Genomic DNA, 17,868 nt, shown 5'->3' with positions numbered 1-17,868 from the left:
TCTTTTATGTGCCAAGACATTCATCGACCATCGCGACCGCGACATGCGCGTCATTGACCCCGTGGACGAGTACACGGCCGTCTTTGAATAAGAGCATCCGATGATTCCGCCAGCGCCATTCTAACGTGAACGGTGTTCGCTTCACCGCAATGTCAGCACGTTCGAGCAGATTGGCGATTGGGGCCAGTCCTTCGATGGACCGACGGACTTGAACGACGTCACGTCCGCATAGAAGCGACGTCTGCTGTCGATTTGACACAAGGCTCGGATAGTCATGCGTCTGACAAGACGGGCAAGACACGTCGATGAGCCGCGCGACATCGAGTCGCTGCGACTGATTTTCCCACATGTCTTCAATCAAGAGCCGACGTTCCATCTTTTCAGGACGACCCGTCAAAAACTTCAACGCCTCGACGACTTGACGACTTGCCACGTGTTGTACAATCGGTGCCACCACTCCCGCTGTCGCACACGTCTGTCCAGCTAGTGGTAAGTGACGCATGAGGCAGCGAAGACATGGGGCCTCTCCCGGCATCACCGTGTAGTTCATGCCGTACGCCCCGACGCACGAGGCGAACAAGAACGGAATGCCGCGATCGAGTGCGAAATCGTTTAACAACAGCCGTGTCTCGACATTATCTGTTGCGTCCAAGACGAGATCGACGTGAGGCAAGGCGCGAAGCCAATCCCACGAGACGTCGACGATTTGCGCGTCTAACTCGATGTCCGAGTTGATGGCCCGTAGACGTTCGAGCGCGGCAATCGCTTTTGGCGTCTCACTGAGCGCATCCTGTTCTACGTAAAGCGTTTGTCGCTGTAAGTTTGTCACCTCGACATAATCCCGGTCGACGAGGACAAGCGAGACACCGGCCCGCACAAGCTGATCACTTACGGCCGCACCGAGCGCACCGAGACCGACGACGAGCACCCGTTTCTCCATCAGACGTTCTTGGCCCTCCGCTCCGATGCCGTGGAACCGGGCCTGCCGCGCATAGCGCTTCGAGACGTGTGTCATCGGACGTAATCCCCTGACTTCCCACCTTGTTTCTCGAGCAGATACGTCGGTCCGATGACGATCCCTTTATCGACGGCTTTTGTCATGTCGTACACGGTCAAGGCGGCGACGGACGCGGCCGTCAACGCCTCCATCTCGACACCGGTATCACCTTTCGTCTTCACGAACGCCTCGATGATGAGCTGCGTCCCGTCCCACTCGAACGTCAAGTCGACTTTTTTCAAGGCGAGCGGGTGACACATTGGGATGATGCGGCTCGTCTCTTTAGCGGCCATGATGCCAGCCACTTGGGCGACGGCGAGCACATCTCCTTTTGCAAGACTGCCGTCTGTGATGAGCTGTTTGAGTTCACGACTCAGTTCAACCGACGTACGGGCCCGAGCCGTCCGTGTCGTCTCTACTTTCCCGGATACATCGACCATCTGCGCCCGTCCTTGATTGTTCATATGTGTTAATTCCATCGTTTACCCTCCGCTCACCATCGGAATGACGGCGACCGTGTCTCCGTCTTCAATCATGTAATCATCTGTCTCATAACGTTCATTGACCGCGAACATGAGACGTTCCGCTCCCGATACGCCACGTTCCATCAACCCTTCCCGCAACGAAGCGATTGTCGTCGGTGCCGATACCGTGTAAGACCGCATCGCGAGCTCCTCTGCCACATGGGCAAAACATAATACTTCTATCATGAGTACGTCACTCCTTCCGGGCGTCCGGGTAATTGTTCTTTTTGGTCACCAATCCATTTCGTGCCGTCGGTCCAGTGCTCCCGTTTCCAAATCGGGACAATCTCTTTGATCCGTTCGATAGCATAGCGATTTGCTTCATACGCGTCGGCTCGATGGGAAGAGCTCGTCGCGATGACGACTGCTTCATCTAGGATATCGAGACGTCCAATTCGGTGATGGATGGCTGTCAACGCACCAGGCCATCGTTCTGAGACTTCATGCCCGATTTGCTCGAGCATCTTCTCCGCCATCGGTACGTACGATTCGTACTCGAGAAGCTCAGTCTGTTTAGAACCGGTCATTTCCCGCACCGTTCCGATAAAGAGCACGACCGCCCCGACATTTCGATGTCGGACCGTTTCGTAAAGTGCCATCGGCTCGAGCGGATGTTCATTTACTTGATACCACTTCATCTGCCATCCACCTTTCTACCATATCCAGCAAGCGTGCCCGGTCTGCCATGGCATCTCCGCGTGCAATGACGTTCGTCAAACCAATCGGTTGTTCCTGTCCGTCTCGCACGAGCACCACTTTCGGATAATCTTTTTGCTTATAACCTTCAATGAGTAAGATGTCGACATGAGCCTCATACAAGTTCAAGAGTAGTTCGAACGTGTCACCAGCTTGCCATTCGATGAACGTGCTGTCTTCACCAATCACACTCGATAACACCGCACCCGCCAAGGCGTGACGATGCGAGTCCGACATCGGTACGTCGATTGCTCCTCCATGACCGTGATGTTTGATGACGCCGACACGGAGACCCTTCGCCGACAACCGCGCTGTCAAATCAGAAACGAGCGATGTCTTGCCGCTATTTTGATAGCCGACCACTTGTAAAATCAAAGCTGATCGATGATTCGACATCGCACCGTGTCCCCCTTCTGAAACCCTCTCGTCCCGCCCGGCAAATGAATCAATGCATTGCACGTCGCGAGCGAAGAGACGATTCCCGATTTATCTTTACCACTCGGATGAACGACCGCCTGTCCGACCGCGTCGATTGTTATATGTCCACGTACAAATCGGTCAAACGGATTTGCTTTCGGGAAATCAGCACCAAGCGTCGCTTCGACGACCGGACGCTCTGCTTGCCCGAATAACGTCTTCATATACGTCCCGACAAATAGTTCCGTGCCGACGAAGCAGGCCGACGGATTGCCAGATAATCCGAATAACAGCCGACCTTCGAGGTGCGCGACTGTCGTGACGGACCCTGGCCGCATCCCGACTTTATTGAACAGTACTGTCGCTCCGAGCGCATCGTACACATCGGGCAAATAATCGAAATCGCCGACCGATACCCCGCCTGTCGTGACGATGGCATCACTCGACTGAAGCGCTTCTTCGACCGCCCGCTTCGTCGAAGTGAACGTATCCGGCAAGATGCCGCCATATGTCGCTGTGCCACCGAGCTCCTCGATCTGAGCAAGAATCATATACGCATTCGAATTATAAATTTGACCGTCGCCTTTCTTGCGTCCCGGTTCGACGAGCTCGTCTCCGGTCGCGAACACGGTGATGTGCGGTTTCACGTACACGTCAACTTGTTCGTAGCCGAACGTCGCGAGCAAGGCGATCACGCCCGGATTGATGCGGGTACCTCGGTCAACGATATTCGTCCCCATCGCCACATCTTCTCCGCGATAGGAGATATTGGCATCACGGGCCGGTCGTTTGAACGTCACGACTCGTTCATCTGCTTGCACGAGCTCGAGCATGACAATCGCATCCGCCCCGTCTGGGATTTTAGCTCCGGTCATGATGCGAATCGCTTGGCCAGCACATAGCGGTTCTCCGACGTGTCCAGCTCCCTGCACGTATTGAACAGGCAAGGTCACCGGTTCGTCGCGACTCGCAGTCAACAAGTCCGCGGACTGGACGGCAAAGCCGTCATACGGTGATTTATCGAACGCTGGAACGTCATGCGTCGCGACGAGGTCCATCGCTAAAATTCTTCCGTGCGCTCGATACAATGGCACCGTTTCCGTCTTGGCTCGTCCCGACGTTTCTTCGACGAGTGCAATCGCCTCGTCGACGGCGAGCGGCTTTCGAAATAGGGTCGATCCCTTCTCCATCACTTCACTTCCTTCCGAGCAGTGCTTCATAATCATTTGGCGTATTCACATTTTTAAACCAATCCCGTTCTTCGAACGAGACGATGGTCGCCTCGGTCAAATGAGGCATGACCGCCCGTTCACCTCGATGTAAGGCAGCCACAAACTGCGATTCCATCGCCCGTGGATAGAGGGCGATGAGCGGATGAATTCGATTGTCGGCGTAGACGACGACCGGTTGATCTCTTCGCTCCATCGCTAGGCGTTCATAAACACTTGCTGGCACCAAGGGCGTATCGCACGCACAGACGGCGTACCAATCACTCGTAACGTGCCGCATGACGGTGACGATGCCTGCGATCGGGCCCATGCCTCGCCATTCCGTGTCGTCTTCGAGTTGATATGGGGTCGTCGACTGTCCGGCCGGAACGACGCTCCACTGGGTCGCCGTCGTCGTGGCAAGGATGTTCCTTGCTCGTTCTTCAAACGAGGCGTCTTTGTAGCGAGCTTGCCATTTAGGGGAGCCGAACCGACGCGATTGGCCGCCCGCCAAAACGATGCCGATCATCGCGTCGCTTCCCAGACGATGTGCGAGAGCTCGGGGAGAATCAAACGGGTCATCGCCAAGTCGACGGCGCCCCGTGACCCTGGCATCGAGAAGATGATTGTATCCCCGATACGTCCGGCGAGAGCGCGCGACAACATCGCGGCCGGTCCGATGTCGTCCGTGAAGCTGACGTGACGGAACAACTCGCCAAAGCCGACCATCTCCCGGTCGAGCAGTGGTCGAATCGTCTCGATGGTGACATCGCGCTTCGTAATTCCCGTCCCACCGGTCGTCAAGATGACATCCATCTTCTCATCAACCATTCGTCTGACGGCCGCCTCAATTTCTATCGGATCATCTTTCGTGATTTCACGGTATGTGACTGTGTGGGCCTCTGCTTTTAACAATGAGCAAATATGTTCTCCCGAAACGTCCGTATCGAGCGTGCGTGTATCCGAGATTGTTAAAATCGCGGCCCGGACACGCTTTGTATTTTCATGTACGTGATTGTGTGTCTGCATGGTCTTCACCCTCCGATGTAACTCATTTCAATCCGGTTGCGTGTCCGGTTCCCATTTCGTGATCGTTCTTCCGAATAGCGATCGTCGCGCACTTCCCATACCATTTTTAACGTCATCGCGATGAGGTCGTCACTCGCTCCGCTGCGAAGCAGCTCGCGAATATCTGTCCCTTCTTCCGCGAACAGGCACGTATACCATTTGCCATCGCTCGATAGCCGGCCTCGTGTGCACGTCCCGCAGAACGGTTGACTGACCGAAGAGATAAAACCAACTTCTGCTCCATCATCGTAGCGGTAACGTTTGGCCACCTCCCCGAGCGCCTCGGGAGCAAGTGGTTCGAGCAAGCCGTTCTGTTGGCGCAACACGCCGAGAATCGATTCAGACGATACGACATGTTCAACGTTCCACTCGTTCGCTGTGCCGACGTCCATGAACTCGATATAACGGAGCGTGATGTTCCGTTCTTTAAAATAAGCGGCCATCGGGGCGACTTCATGATCGTTCCAACCTTTCCGGACGACCATGTTCACTTTCACCTCGAGCCCTTGTCGTTTCGCCTCATCGATGCCTCGTAACACCGTCTCGGGCGACGTCCCGCGCCCGTTCATCATCCCAAACGTCTCGGCTGATAAAGCGTCTAGACTCACATTGACCCGGTCAAGCCCGGCTTGCTTCAACGCCTTCGCCATCCGTTCTAAATAGACGCCGTTCGTCGTCAACCCGATCGTCTCGATGGTCGTGACCGCCCGCAGGCGGCGAATCAACTCATCGAGATTCGCTCGAAGTAGCGGTTCGCCTCCGGTCAAGCGTACTTTTTTCACGCCATGCGGAGCGATAATCCGAACGAATCGCTCAATCTCATCGAATGATAACAACTCATCTCGCTTTAAAAATTGGTGGTGGCGAAACGCTTCTTCAGGCATGCAGTACCGGCATCGGAAGTTACATTTATCAATCACCGAGATACGCAAATCTTCCAACGGTCGTCTCCGACGATCGGTCCATGGTGTCATGTGGGTTCATCCTTTCTATCAACGACAGAAGGGACCTCCTAAGTCCCTTCCCAAAAGTCAGCGAATCGGCTTTTCAGCACCGTTCCGCAAATAGTAATAAATTGTAGTGACGATTGAAATCGCGTAGAGTCCGAGCATGACGAACAACGCGCCATTGAACGAACCGACGAGTTCGAGCGACCAGCCGAACATTTTCGGAATGAAGAAGGCGCCGTAAGCGGCAAACGCTGCCGAGAATCCGACGACGGCCGGTGTCTTCGTTGCCACAAACACGTGGGGAATCATCGCAAACGTCGCACCGGAGTTGAGTCCGGTCGCGATGAACAGAACGACGAACGAGATGAAAAACATCGTCAAGTTGTCGTTCGTGATGGCCAGGATGACACTCATCGTCCCGAGCGCCATGACACCGAACACGACCAATGTCACTTTGGCCGCTCCGACCTTATCACTAATCCAACCTCCGAATGGACGTGAGGAAGCGCCGAGGAACGCACCAAGGAAGGCGAGTGCCAACAAGTCCGATTCAGGGAACTTTAATTTCAAAATCATCGGGAACGCAGCGGCATATCCGATGAACGAACCGAAGGCCGCCGTGTAGAGCAACGTTTGAATCCAAAAGTGCTTGTCTTTGAACACGCTCGCCTGTTCTCGAATCGATTGGCGTGCCGTCGGTAAGTTATCCATGAACAAGTAGGCACAGACTGTCAATATGATGGTCGGCACGACCCAAAGCAGCGCCGCGTTTTGGAGCCAAATCTGTTGCCCGGTCTCAGTCACGAGGGCGTTGCCGCCAATGAATCCGAATATACTCGTCGTGATGACAAGCGGTGTGATCAATTGAACGAGCGAGACGCCCAAGTTCCCGATGCCTCCGTTAATCCCAAGCGCCGTCCCTTTTTTCGCTTTCGGATAAAACGCACCGATATTGGCGTTTGACGACGAGAAGTTCCCCCCACCTAGTCCGCAAAGAGCGGCCAAAATCATGAACACCCAATACGGTGTGTTGACGTTTTGCACGGCGTAGGCGATACCAAGGAGCGGCAACAACAAAATCGACGTCGAGAAGATCGTCCAGTTCCGCCCGCCGAATATACTGTTCGCAAACGTGTAGAAAAAGCGCAACGACGCCCCGACAAGTCCAGGCAGTGCGGCCAACGTGAATAATTGGCCTTGAGTAAAGCTGAATCCAATCGAATTCAATTGGACGGCCGCGACCGACCACATCTGCCAAACGATGAACGCAAGCGTCAGGGCCGGGACTGAGACAAGTAGGTTGCGATTGGCGACTTGTTTCCCCGTCCCTTCCCAGAACCCCACGTCCTCTGGCTTCCACTCGGCGAGTGCATGCGACCCTTTGTCTAATTGTTGCATTGTCTATTCCTCCTCTAAACGGTTCAATTCGTATCCTAATCCCATCCTATCGACCCCTCCCTTAAAAAAGTGTGCCTTCTTTCACACTTATTTCGCATGTTGAGTTTTTTTATCGGCTTGTCATCAATCTGTGACAAAATCGCCTTTCTTTCGGTTCTGTGACATTGAACACAGAAAAACCCTCCCCGATTCCTTATCGTAAGGAATAGAGGAGGGATAACTGTGTCACATCTTATTCAAATTCATTGCGCATCCGAGGCTCGTTTGGCGCTGCAGCCATATTTCTTCAGTCAAGATGGGGCCCATGTGTTCCGCGTCTTCGGTGTCTCGATTGCCGAAGCGGCGTTCACGGAGACGGGCATCACCGTCACGTTCCCACTGGAAAGTCCGATGGAAGAACTGCAAGCCCTGCATGACTTGCTTGTCCGAATCGATACAAACCACGACGTGACGATCGATGATACCCAGGCGGTCATCGGCTACCTAGGGGACGGGACGGTGGTCACCGTCTATCGCCACTTCAAACGTTGGCTGGACTTTTTGTCCGCAGCGCGCGTTCGCTCGATGGAAGGTGTCGTCGTCGAAGTCCGTGCTAACGGGGTCAAGCTAGCCGAAGGAGTACTTCGGTCTTACGAGTTGATGGAAGATGGCGATTTTTATGTATCGGCCTGTACAATCGAGGCCGATGGGTTAGAACATTTCGAGGGCGAGCTATCACTTGCCGCCGTGATGTGATCAATCGATGACACAGACTGAAATGGGACAGTCCTCACAATGGTTGAGCTGTTTCAAGCGGTCGAGGTCATGAATGATGATTTGACGAGACGGGAGCGACAAAATCCCCTCTTGGGCGAGCTCGTTCAACATGCGGTTCACGCGTTCGCGCGACGTTCCGCAATAGTTGGCGAGCTCTTGATTTTTCAGTTTCAAGTCGATGAGAATGCCACCTTCGACTTCCACCCCATAGCTGTTCGCCATGCGAATGAGCGTCGAATAAAGCGCCCCTTTCTTCCCGTTCAACACCAAGTCTCTAAATTTCGTATGCTGCTTCCGCATATGTTCGTTAATCATAATCATGAACTCGCGGACGAACTCGGGATTCGATGACAAAATCATCGTTTCAATCCGTTCGATTTTGACCGCATAAATTTCACTGTCTTCTAACGCTTTCGCGTTAAACAGATATTTCGGATCGATTGCGAACAACGTCAATTCTCCGCAACAAGCCTCAGCGCTTAAACAACGTAACGTCAATTCTTTTCCATTTTCCGTCAATTTCGAAATTTGGATTAGTCCACTCTTTACAATATAAAATTCGGATGCGTCTTCTTGTTCCCGGAACAGAAACCCGCCTTTTGGGACATGAATGATTCGATGTGCCAATTTTTTTGTTTCCTCGAGCACCATCGATTTACTTGAATGAGCCATTTCCACCGACCTTCCTTAAAAACACGTTGCACCATATGAAAGCTTGCCTTCATTCTAAACACAAACCCCCTCGAAACGCAATCAACATTTGGAAGCGTTTCAAGGGGACGACTATTCTTTCGTACGATATTCAATTTTTTTCCAATATCGATATAATAAGGCGATCAATCCGACATTGATGATGGCGATGGCCATATATAGTCGCATCGAGGCATGATCATACACCATATAGCTCTCAATTGTATATTGCAACAGCACCATGTTCGTCGCGAGCAACACGACCAGTCCGATTAAACTCCAACCGTTACGCCCCATGATGAATCTCTCTTCCGACCGCAAAGATTTTCCCATTCTCAATCTCCAGTAGGATTTTAGGAAGCTCCCGTTGTGGCGGACCCGCTTGCGGCTGTCCATCCAGACCGAAGTAGCCGCGGTGGCATGGGCAGAGGAGCACATCTTCTTCCTCTACATAAAACACAGGACACTGCAGATGTGTACATTTGTTGTTATAGGCGACGAACTCACCGGTCTTTAAATGAACAAGCAACGATGGTTCCGTGCCCGGATATTCGAATTCGAGTGATTTCCCGCGCTCAAGCGCCGCGACCGTCGTGATGAACTGACGATCGGTTCTCGGTGCACTGCGGACGAAAGTCGCGATATTAAACGGGACCGTCGCGAGACCGAGCGCGATGCCGGCCCCAAACGTCGATTTGATGAAGGCCCGTCGATTCAGTTTCACATCATCGGCCCGACTCAAGTTATCGACAAGTGCGGATAACCGTTCCCGCTCTTTTGAATCTTTCGACATAAGTCATCTTCCTTTCTGTCTCAGTCGGAATAGACGCCAAAGAATTCAGGGACGTAATTCCATTTATCGTCTTGTGAAGGTTTTTTCCCTTCAATCATGTTCATTTGGACGCGCTGACGACGCAGTTGCATCATCTCGTCATGGTCAATGAAACGAATCGCATCTGACGGACAAACTGACGCACACATCGGCGCGATATCATGTTTGGAGCGGTCGTAACACATGTCGCATTTATACATCTTGTTCTTCTCAAAATCGAACTTCGGAATTCCGAAAGGACAGGCGAACGTACAGTTCCGGCAGCCGATACATTTTTCTTCGGAAGCCGATAAGACGACACCTTCTGGCGTGATTTGAATCGCATTGGCCGGACACACTTGAGCACAAGCTGGATTTTTACATTGCATACAGATCATCGGGAACGTCTGACGATTCTCCGAGAAATCGATATAGTCCACGTAGTTGCGCTCAAGTCCGTCATGATCGCCACATTCCCGGCAAGCGGCCTGGCAAGCTCGACAGCCGATACAGCGTTCAAATTCTAAATACATGACTTTATTCATTTCGTATGAACCTCCTCATCCATGACGTGACAGCTCGTCGCAATCGCATGGTCCGCCATGAACGGTACGCTCGAACCGAGTGGCACCGTCAACGGGTTAATGTGCAGCGGCGTATTCGCCGGTAACTTCTTCAATTGAACCGCACATACTTTGAACTCAGGCATGCGTGACATCGGATCGAGACACGGATTCGTCAATTGATTGATGGCGAGCTCTTTGCCCCAATGGTAAGGGACAAAGACGGTATCGTTTCGAATCGCCTTCGTCAAACGCGCCTCGACGACCATCGCTCCGCGGCGTGTCCGCAGTTCGACTTTGTCACCCGTTTGTAGGCCATAACTTGAGGCGAGCTCGGGATGAATCTCCACGAACGGCAATTTTGACATCGTGCTCAAGAAATCGACACGACGCGTCTGGTTGCCCGACAAGTAATGGAAGACGACACGGCCCGTCGTGAGCGTGACCGGATATTCTTCATTCGCATATTCGCCGGCCGGTCGATACGTGACGACGGGCAAATTCGCTTTCCCGTTTGCTGTCCCAAACCGTTCTTTGAACATCGTCGGTGTGCCCGGATGGTCTTCAGACGGACACGGCCAGAAGACACCATATTCGTCGTCGATTCGCTCCCACGTGATCCCAGAGTAGTCGGCCGCTCCACCTTTTGTCGCGATGCGGAACTCCTCCCAAATGTCACGCGCCGTCTCGTACGGGAAGTACCGTCCGCGCCCCATCCGTTCAGCAATTCGCTTCATGATTTCCCAGTCTGGGAGCGAGTCTCCGAGCGGTTCGCGCACTTTCCGGATCCGAATGACGCGTCCTTCTAGGTTCGTCGTCGTCCCTTCATCTTCGGCCCACGAACAAGCCGGCAAAACGACGTCCGCGAACTCGCAAGATTCTGACATGAAGAAGTCGCTGACGACGAAGAAATCGAGCTTATTGAAACTGTCCCACACATACGGTAGGTTCGGTGCCGAGACGGCTGGATTCGAACACATGAGGTGCATCGCCCGAATCGTTCCCGCTTGAATCTCATCGAACATTTCGAATGCAGACACACCTGGTTTTGGCATCTCAGAAGGATCAATCCCCCAGACACCGCTCACATATTCGACGGCTTTCGGGTCAGTTAACTTCCGGTAGCCCGGTAACAAATCGGCTTTTTGTCCATGTTCCCGTCCGCCTTGGCCATTCCCTTGCCCGGTCATCGTAGCGACACCCGAGGCGAATTTTCCGACCATGCCGCGCAGAAGTGCCATCGACGTGTAGAGCGAGACGTTGTCGACGCCTTTTGACTGTTGTTCGACACCACGGGCAAACAACATGACCGACCGTGGGCTCTTTCCGTAAATGTGGCCTGCCTTTTCAAGTTTTTCGATAGCAATCCCCGTCACGTCACTCGTCCGTTCGAGCGTCCAGTCACGGACCGACGCCTTCAACTCTTCGTAGTTATCGCAACGCTCATCCACATACGCTTGATCGACATAATCGTGTTCGACTAAAAAGTTGAGCAGTCCCATCGCAAGCGCCGCATCCGTCCCCGGTTTCAAATCGAGGTGGACATCGGCGACACGCGCCATCGGAATCTCACGCGGATCGGCGACGATGATTTTCGCGCCTTTGTCCTTCGCTTTCCAAATATGCTGCGTCGTCGTCGGATGACATTCGGCGATATTCGAACCGGCGACAAAGAACGTGTCGACATGCTCGAACTCCGTCCACGGGAGCGTCGCCCCGCGGTCAATCCCGAGTGTCTTTAAGAAACCGCCGGCAGCAGATGACATACAGAAGCGGCCGTTATAGTCGATGAATCGTGTGCCGAGTGCGACCCGCGCATACTTACCGACGAGGTAACATTTCTCATTCGTCATCGAGACGCCGCCGAAGACAGACACCGCATCCTTTCCGTGCTCTCGTTGAATCCGTTTAAAGTTCGCTTCGATCACGTCGAGCGCTTCGTCCCATGTCGCTTTCTCAAACTTGCCATTCCGCTTGATGAGCGGTGTGAGGATACGGTCCGGATGCTCAATCGTTTGATAGGCCGTGACGCCTTTCGGACAAAGCTTGCCTTTATTCACCGGGAAATCGTAGCGTGGTTCGACGCCTTTGACGGCCCCGGTCTTCTCATCGACCCGGATATGCATGCCGCACTGCATCCCGCAGTAGCAACAATGGGTCGTAATCAGTTTCTCACCAGGTTTGATTAAGTTCTGTACTTCTGGCGACGTTAAAAAGTCACTCATCGTCTTCCCCTCCATAGAACGTCTCCGCTCTTCGTTTTGAAAATCCACTGACGTGATAGCCGTTAATCGTTTGAAGCGGATAATGCATCCCGTCACTTCCTGGCCGCCCGAGCGCCGAATCGAGCCGGGCCCGACGACGACAGGCGTGACAGAGATCTTGGACCGTATGTGCCGCATCGACTTTCACGAGTTGGTCCGACCCTTCGAGCATTTGTTTTACTTGCTCGATTTCTTCAAGCGTCCCGGTCGGTTCTCCGCATTTAACGCACAGGTGTCTCATCTTTTGCCTCATCTTTCGTCTCCTTCGGCCGGCCGAACCCTGGCATCGACATGCCGGTATTCGTATCGACCGGGTGCGTCGACAACTGTCCATTCATCAAGTTCAACTGCATCTTCACACGCATCGAACGTCGACACGGTTGGCAGTAATCCGACAGCTGGGTCCCGTCACTGAGTCCGAGCTGAATCGTCTGTGCTTGTAAAATCGCTTGGACGTCCTCGACTTGATTGTCCGTTGCATAGCGTGTGCCACACCCAGCGCAGACACGCGTCTCATCCGCTTCGACTTCCCGGTAGTTCATCGGTACGCTGGCTGCCATCGGTCGGACTGGCAAGTGGAACAGTTTACCGAACGGGAAGTAGCATAAAAAGATGATGACGGTCAATTGATGGAACAAGGCGAGTTCATGATGAATGAAGCCGCCGAAGAATACGTACGACACGGTCAACAAGAGACCTGATACGGTGACGATGAGCAACATGAGGAGCGGTAAAATATCAAATTCGAACCGCTGTGTCACTTTCACGTCCTGGTCGTTAATCCGGCGATAGAGTGCCATGAGCACGCCGACGAGCAACATGAGCGCGGTGATGTTCAAGCCGTTGTAGACAAGCTCGGCGAACAACCCATGCGCGGCCATTTTGATGGTCGGGATGTTGAAGACGACGATTTGATACGTCTCAATATCAATCAAATCAAAGCGCATCCATTGGAACGTCAAGCCGAACGTGATGGCGAACGACCCGAGGCATCCCCAGGCGATCAACATATGTTGGGTCCAGCGGTACCAGCCACGTTCCCAGATGAACTTCTGTAAGACGATGTTATTGACAGTTGTCGTGGCGACGGCTTTACCGGCCCGTTTCTTTTCTGCCTTCATTTGTTTAAAGCTCCTCTTCAATACTTGCGAAGTGGCCGGCCGTGCAAAGAATAACGTCAAACGAACGACCATCCCAATCATGCAAATGACGGCGGCGATATAGTAGCCGAACAACGCCATGTCCACGTGCTCAAATCCTGCCGACGCGACCCACGTCGAGAGCACCAAGGCGGTGAATCCTACGAACGACCGCTTTGCAGCGGTCGAATAAAAATAACGATCGGACATATGTGTTCCCCCTTCTCTTTCCGAGCGACTTCATAGTTTCATCATAAAGATGACATCTCGACTTAACTGTTACTTTTTTCACAGATAAGCGATTCGAGACGTGACAGAATAATGAACGAAGGAGGCGTTCCCTTATGAAATCATCATTCAAAATCATGTTATTCCTCACCATCGCGGCCATGCTCGTCGTCTTTTCCATCGGGTTTGTCTTCGCTAACCGGGCGACGACCGAGCCAGACGTCGAAGGATATGTGATTGAAATAAATGAGTCTGACCGCACCGCTCTCGTCATCAGCGGCATCACTGCAGAAGAAGCCGCTCTCTCTCCTGACACTCTTTTCGCGCAAAGTGAACCGGAAGACGTAAGTTGGTTCAAGTTTCAAGTGAAGGCGACGTTCGAACAAATCGCTGTCGGGGACCACGTCCACATTTGGAAAAAGACCGGCCCAAGTATTTTGAATACTCCGAACCGGTCTTATGTGAAAAAAGTCGCTGTGATCGACTAATATTGACGTTTGCCGTAACGTTCGCTCAGCCATAGGACTAAAAACGCCAGGCCAACCAACCATCCACTCCAGATGAGCGCTTGCTTCATATCGCCGTTGATTGTCGCCATATAAATCGCAGTGGCAAGTGTCATCGTCTCGCCCGGAATGTTCCCGGCAATCATCATCGTGATCCCGAACTCGCCGATTGACCGTGCGAAACCAAGGACGAAACCGCTCGTCAACGCAGGTAGCAGCAGTGGAATCGTCACGTAAGTGAACAGTTGACGCTCTGACCCACCGAGCACGCGTCCGGCCTCATACCATTCCGCATCGAGTTGTTTGAGCCCGAGACGAATCGTTTGGTAGATGAGCGGAAACGCGGCCAAGGCGGACGCGATGACGTTCGCCTGTTTGGTGAACAAGATGGTGACGGGCAAGAGCCCACCGATCCCGTTGTTCCCGAGGACCATCAAGGCGTATAGTCCGATCACTGTCGGTGGCAAGATGAGCGGCAGTAAAAACACTGTCTCCAGCAGCCGCTTTCCTTTAAATTGACGGTGATGCATGAAATAGGCCGCTCCGAAGGCGAGGACGAAGGCGCTCACCGTCGCCACCATCCCGACTTCGAATGTGAGTTGAAGTGGAGATTGCATCATTTGGAAAATCCTTTCGCCAAAAAGTGAGCTTGGATCTCATCATCAAACAAACGCGCATAGATATCGCGGACGTATGGATCATGCGTTAAGCGAACTGCCGGATACGAAATCGCACCCGTCGCTTCAAATGGGACCGACTGAATCGACTCGATGTCCGTCGTGAGTTCCGTTTTATAAACGAATCCCGCATTGGCGTCACCTTGTTCGATGAGCGTCAGCACTTGTCTCACGTTTTGGGCGAACATGACTCGCGGCTCCACTTCCTCCCACACATCTTCCCCTTCGAGCGCCACTTTTGCGTAACGACCGGCCGGGACATTGATCGGATCACCGATGACGATGCGAGCACATGTATTTAAGTCGTCCCACGTCTCCGCACACGGTTTCCCTTTCGGTGTTACGAGCCACAATTCGTTATGCAAGAACATATCCCGCTCTAGAATCGGGATTTGTAATCGGTCGACATCGTCAACGCTCGCGGCTAAAAAGATATCTGCCGGAGACCCGTGATTGATTTGTGCTCGCAAAGCGCCGCTCCCGTTCGTCACGACCCGAACATCAATCCCATCGAATTCCGCTTCAAGTTGTCGCTCGACCTCTTCCAAAGCCGGTCCTAAGCTCGCCGCTGCTAGGATGGTAACGGTGTCCTCCGAATCTGAACTCGACCAGACTTGACTTAGTAATAAGGCGACTGCCATCCCTACGATGACTCCACTCACCCGTTTCATGATTGATCACTCCTTTGCTTCTCTTTTATCGTAGCGATTGCTTCGCCTCCCATCTGTATCAAACGTCACAAAAATACACCCCTACGTCAGTAGAGGTGTGCCCTTATTAAGCGAACGTGCGCGCCCGCGGGAATAAAATGTTGTTCTCGAGATGAATATGTTCGAACGTATCCGATTCGAGCGCTTCTAACCGTTGATAGACAAGACGATACGTCCCACACGCACCTTCAGGCGGCGTATAGTCGTTCGTGATGTGCCGAAGCTCTTTCAAGATGTCACCCGCTGCTGCATGTTCTGACTCGAGCGAAGCCAAAATGTCATCAAGCTCCCGTCTCGTTTCAGCTGTCGGTGCCGTCTCATGACGAAGCAACGTCGGGAAGTCTTCCGTCTCTTCTTTGACGATATGTTGTTCAAGTTCCACTTTCAATTGATTGAACAATTGGTGAATGCGACCGAGGTGCGGATGATTTTGTCCGTGAACCCGGAACACTTTTGTCACATATGGTGTGAGCTGAGGCAATTCGTCCGTCAAAAACTGGTGGTGCTTATAAATGATGTGCTCAATCAATTCCGAAGAAGAAGCGGCATCCCAATCGATGCTCTTCTCGTTCATCTCTTGCTTGCGTTGATAGAGCGCATTGACTTCTTCTAAAATATCTTCTGTCGACCGTTTCGATTTGTCAGTCGCTTCAGCGAGTGGTCGGTTGCCGCCACAACAAAAATCGATTCGGTTCCGTTTGAAGATGTCTGCTGCTTGCGGGCACTGTTTGACGATTTCAGATACGTGCGTATCGCCCGTGAATGTCTGTGTCATCTGTCATAACCTCCATATTCGTTTTGACATGTTTAGCGTAGCAAGAGTTTGACGACAAAAATGTGAAATACGTCACATTTAGGTGAACGGGATTGCCTCGTTCCAAATTTGGACACAAAAAAGCCCCTCATTTTGTGAGGGGCATCGATTAATGGGAAGGCGTTTCAAACTGCTCCGCCTCTGTCGATCCGGCCAGTGCCGTCGTTGACGACTGGCCTCCAGAAATGACAAGTGACACTTCATCAAAGTACCCGGTCCCGACTTCGCGCTGGTGACGTGTCGCCGTATAACCATGCTGCTCCGCCGAGAATTCAGCTTGCTGCAACTCGGAATAGGCAGCCATCCCGCGGTCTTTGTATCCGCGGGCGAGTTCGAACATTCCGAAGTTGAGCGAGTGGAAGCCAGCGAGCGTGACGAATTGGAACTTGTACCCCATCGCACCGATCTCTTGTTGGAACGTTGCGATTTCCTCGTCTGACAGCTTCTTCTTCCAGTTGAACGAAGGTGAGCAGTTGTAAGCAAGCAGTTTGCCCGGATATTTCGCGTGAATCGCATTTGCGAATTGGCGTGCCTCATCCAAATCGGGCTCGGACGTCTCGCACCAGACGAGGTCGGCGTACGGTGCATAGGCAAGACCACGCGCGATTGCCTGCTCGATGCCTGCCTCGGTGCGGTAAAACCCTTCCGGTGTCCGGTCACCGACGATGAACGGATGGTCGATTGGGTCGATGTCGCTCGTAATCAAATTCGCCGCGTGAGCATCCGTCCGGGCGACGATAATCGTCGACACTCCCATGACGTCTGCCGCGAGCCGAGCGGCAATCAAGTTTTTCACGGCCGTCTGTGTCGGTAGCAACACTTTTCCGCCGAGATGTCCGCACTTCTTCTCCGACGACAGTTGATCCTCAAGATGGACACCGGCTGCCCCCGCCTCAATCATCGCCTTCGTCAGTTCGAACACGTTGAGCACACCGCCGAAACCGGCCTCCATGTCAGCGACAATCGGGGCGAACCAATGCGTATCGCCTTTTCCTTCCGCCGTTTGGATTTGGTCGGCGCGTTGAAGCGCCTGATTGATTCGTTTGACGACGCTCGGCACCGAATTGGCCGGATATAGGCTTTGATCCGGATACATATGTCCCGACAAGTTCGCGTCGGCGGCAACTTGCCAACCGCTCAAATAGATGGCCTCAAGACCAGCCTTTACTTGCTGGATGGCCTGGTTCCCCGTCAACGCCCCGAGCGCGTGGACGTAGTCCCGCTCGTGGAGTAACTCCCATAACCGTTCCGCTCCTTTTGTCGCGAGCGTATGTTCAATCAACACCGATCCCCGAAGTCGCATCACGTCTTCAACTCCGTATGGACGTTCGACCCCAGTAAATCGTTCCGACTGTATCATTTCCTCAACTTGTGCGCGTTGTTCGTTCATAACCATTCCTCCTGTATTATATTAATCCACATTTTAATTATTTGTTATATAACAGATGGTGC

Annotated in this window: 23 protein-coding genes; 2 read left to right on the top strand and 21 right to left on the bottom strand. The window is 52.8% G+C overall.

What is annotated here, in order from left to right:
• Positions 1–4: 4 nt before the first annotated feature.
• Genes M467_RS30520 through M467_RS30475 form a run of 10 tightly spaced genes read right to left on the bottom strand, consistent with a single transcriptional unit; the run spans position 5 to position 7,258 of the window.
• Positions 5–1,015 carry a ThiF family adenylyltransferase gene (locus M467_RS30520; RefSeq protein ID WP_021068034.1) on the bottom strand — a complete coding sequence of 337 codons (1,011 nt, stop codon included), beginning with the start codon at positions 1,013–1,015 and terminating at the stop codon, positions 5–7.
• On the bottom strand, positions 1,012–1,476 hold the full coding sequence (gene moaC / locus M467_RS30515) for a cyclic pyranopterin monophosphate synthase MoaC (protein ID WP_021068033.1): 465 nt from the start codon (positions 1,474–1,476) through the stop codon (positions 1,012–1,014). Before moaC ends, M467_RS30520 begins: the two co-directional genes overlap by 4 nt.
• Positions 1,477–1,479: 3 nt before the next feature.
• Complete coding sequence (locus M467_RS31535; RefSeq protein WP_021068032.1) at positions 1,480–1,707, bottom strand: MoaD/ThiS family protein; 228 nt, start codon at positions 1,705–1,707, stop codon at positions 1,480–1,482.
• Positions 1,704–2,159 carry a molybdenum cofactor biosynthesis protein MoaE gene (locus M467_RS30505; protein WP_021068031.1) on the bottom strand — a complete coding sequence of 152 codons (456 nt, stop codon included), beginning with the start codon at positions 2,157–2,159 and terminating at the stop codon, positions 1,704–1,706. Before M467_RS30505 ends, M467_RS31535 begins: the two co-directional genes overlap by 4 nt.
• Entirely contained in the window at positions 2,137–2,613 is a 477-nt protein-coding gene (gene mobB, locus M467_RS30500; protein WP_021068030.1) for a molybdopterin-guanine dinucleotide biosynthesis protein B, read from the bottom strand. The genes M467_RS30505 and mobB overlap by 23 nt, the downstream gene beginning before the upstream one ends.
• Positions 2,589–3,824 carry a molybdopterin molybdotransferase MoeA gene (locus M467_RS30495; protein ID WP_021068029.1) on the bottom strand — a complete coding sequence of 412 codons (1,236 nt, stop codon included), beginning with the start codon at positions 3,822–3,824 and terminating at the stop codon, positions 2,589–2,591. The genes mobB and M467_RS30495 overlap by 25 nt, the downstream gene beginning before the upstream one ends.
• A 4-nt stretch (positions 3,825–3,828) precedes the next feature.
• Positions 3,829–4,371 carry a molybdenum cofactor guanylyltransferase gene (locus M467_RS30490; protein ID WP_021068028.1) on the bottom strand — a complete coding sequence of 181 codons (543 nt, stop codon included), beginning with the start codon at positions 4,369–4,371 and terminating at the stop codon, positions 3,829–3,831.
• Complete coding sequence (locus M467_RS30485) at positions 4,368–4,871, bottom strand: MogA/MoaB family molybdenum cofactor biosynthesis protein (RefSeq protein ID WP_021068027.1); 504 nt, start codon at positions 4,869–4,871, stop codon at positions 4,368–4,370. The genes M467_RS30490 and M467_RS30485 overlap by 4 nt, the downstream gene beginning before the upstream one ends.
• A gap of 5 nt (positions 4,872–4,876) precedes the next feature.
• The gene (gene moaA / locus M467_RS30480; RefSeq protein WP_021068026.1) at positions 4,877–5,884 is read right to left on the bottom strand and encodes a GTP 3',8-cyclase MoaA; all 1,008 of its coding nucleotides are present in this window, start codon (positions 5,882–5,884) and stop codon (positions 4,877–4,879) included.
• 57 nt (positions 5,885–5,941) lie between these two features.
• Positions 5,942–7,258: an MFS transporter gene (locus M467_RS30475; protein WP_021068025.1), complete on the bottom strand. Its 1,317-nt coding sequence runs from the start codon at positions 7,256–7,258 to the stop codon at positions 5,942–5,944.
• Positions 7,259–7,480: 222 nt separating this feature from the next.
• Between M467_RS30475 and M467_RS30470 the strand changes: the two genes are divergently transcribed.
• Positions 7,481–7,993, top strand: coding sequence for a hypothetical protein (locus tag M467_RS30470; RefSeq protein ID WP_021068024.1), 513 nt, complete (start codon positions 7,481–7,483; stop codon positions 7,991–7,993).
• On the opposite strand, the gene M467_RS30465 is transcribed toward M467_RS30470, so the two are convergent.
• The 7 genes from M467_RS30465 to M467_RS30435 form a co-directional block, all read right to left on the bottom strand.
• Positions 7,994–8,686 carry a Crp/Fnr family transcriptional regulator gene (locus M467_RS30465; protein ID WP_021068023.1) on the bottom strand — a complete coding sequence of 231 codons (693 nt, stop codon included), beginning with the start codon at positions 8,684–8,686 and terminating at the stop codon, positions 7,994–7,996.
• Positions 8,687–8,797: 111 nt separating this feature from the next.
• A complete protein-coding gene (locus M467_RS30460; RefSeq protein WP_021068022.1) occupies positions 8,798–9,001 on the bottom strand; it encodes a hypothetical protein in 204 nt (67 codons plus the stop codon).
• Positions 8,991–9,497, bottom strand: coding sequence for a QcrA and Rieske domain-containing protein (locus tag M467_RS30455; protein WP_021068021.1), 507 nt, complete (start codon positions 9,495–9,497; stop codon positions 8,991–8,993). Before M467_RS30455 ends, M467_RS30460 begins: the two co-directional genes overlap by 11 nt.
• 20 nt (positions 9,498–9,517) lie before the next feature.
• On the bottom strand, positions 9,518–10,060 hold the full coding sequence (locus M467_RS30450; protein WP_021068020.1) for a 4Fe-4S dicluster domain-containing protein: 543 nt from the start codon (positions 10,058–10,060) through the stop codon (positions 9,518–9,520).
• Positions 10,057–12,303 (bottom strand): molybdopterin oxidoreductase family protein, encoded by a 2,247-nt coding sequence (locus M467_RS30445; protein ID WP_021068019.1) that lies wholly within the window; start codon positions 12,301–12,303, stop codon positions 10,057–10,059. Before M467_RS30445 ends, M467_RS30450 begins: the two co-directional genes overlap by 4 nt.
• Positions 12,296–12,583 (bottom strand): hypothetical protein, encoded by a 288-nt coding sequence (locus M467_RS30440; protein ID WP_021068018.1) that lies wholly within the window; start codon positions 12,581–12,583, stop codon positions 12,296–12,298. Before M467_RS30440 ends, M467_RS30445 begins: the two co-directional genes overlap by 8 nt.
• On the bottom strand, positions 12,564–13,691 hold the full coding sequence (locus tag M467_RS30435; protein WP_021068017.1) for an MFS transporter: 1,128 nt from the start codon (positions 13,689–13,691) through the stop codon (positions 12,564–12,566). Before M467_RS30435 ends, M467_RS30440 begins: the two co-directional genes overlap by 20 nt.
• 134 nt (positions 13,692–13,825) lie before the next feature.
• Here M467_RS30435 and M467_RS30430 point away from each other — a divergent pair, with 134 nt between their 5' ends.
• Positions 13,826–14,197 (top strand): DUF3221 domain-containing protein, encoded by a 372-nt coding sequence (locus M467_RS30430; RefSeq protein ID WP_021068016.1) that lies wholly within the window; start codon positions 13,826–13,828, stop codon positions 14,195–14,197.
• Here the strand turns inward: M467_RS30430 and modB are convergent.
• The 4 genes from modB to aceA form a co-directional block, all read right to left on the bottom strand.
• The gene (modB, locus tag M467_RS30425; RefSeq protein WP_021068015.1) at positions 14,194–14,835 is read right to left on the bottom strand and encodes a molybdate ABC transporter permease subunit; all 642 of its coding nucleotides are present in this window, start codon (positions 14,833–14,835) and stop codon (positions 14,194–14,196) included. The two genes, M467_RS30430 and modB, sit on opposite strands and share 4 nt — an antisense overlap.
• Positions 14,832–15,563 carry a molybdate ABC transporter substrate-binding protein gene (gene modA, locus M467_RS30420; protein WP_021068014.1) on the bottom strand — a complete coding sequence of 244 codons (732 nt, stop codon included), beginning with the start codon at positions 15,561–15,563 and terminating at the stop codon, positions 14,832–14,834. Before modA ends, modB begins: the two co-directional genes overlap by 4 nt.
• Before the next feature lie 106 nt (positions 15,564–15,669).
• Positions 15,670–16,377: an iron-sulfur cluster repair di-iron protein gene (gene ric / locus M467_RS30415; RefSeq protein WP_021068013.1), complete on the bottom strand. Its 708-nt coding sequence runs from the start codon at positions 16,375–16,377 to the stop codon at positions 15,670–15,672.
• 148 nt (positions 16,378–16,525) lie between these two features.
• A complete protein-coding gene (gene aceA / locus M467_RS30410) occupies positions 16,526–17,806 on the bottom strand; it encodes an isocitrate lyase (RefSeq protein WP_021068012.1) in 1,281 nt (426 codons plus the stop codon).
• Positions 17,807–17,868: the final 62 nt, after the last annotated feature.

It is taken from the genome of Exiguobacterium chiriqhucha RW-2 (assembly GCF_000416965.1).
Classification (GTDB): domain Bacteria; phylum Bacillota; class Bacilli; order Exiguobacteriales; family Exiguobacteriaceae; genus Exiguobacterium; species Exiguobacterium chiriqhucha.
The sequence above is the reverse complement of the archived record's forward strand: the minus strand, read 5'-3'. Positions and strand labels throughout refer to the sequence as shown.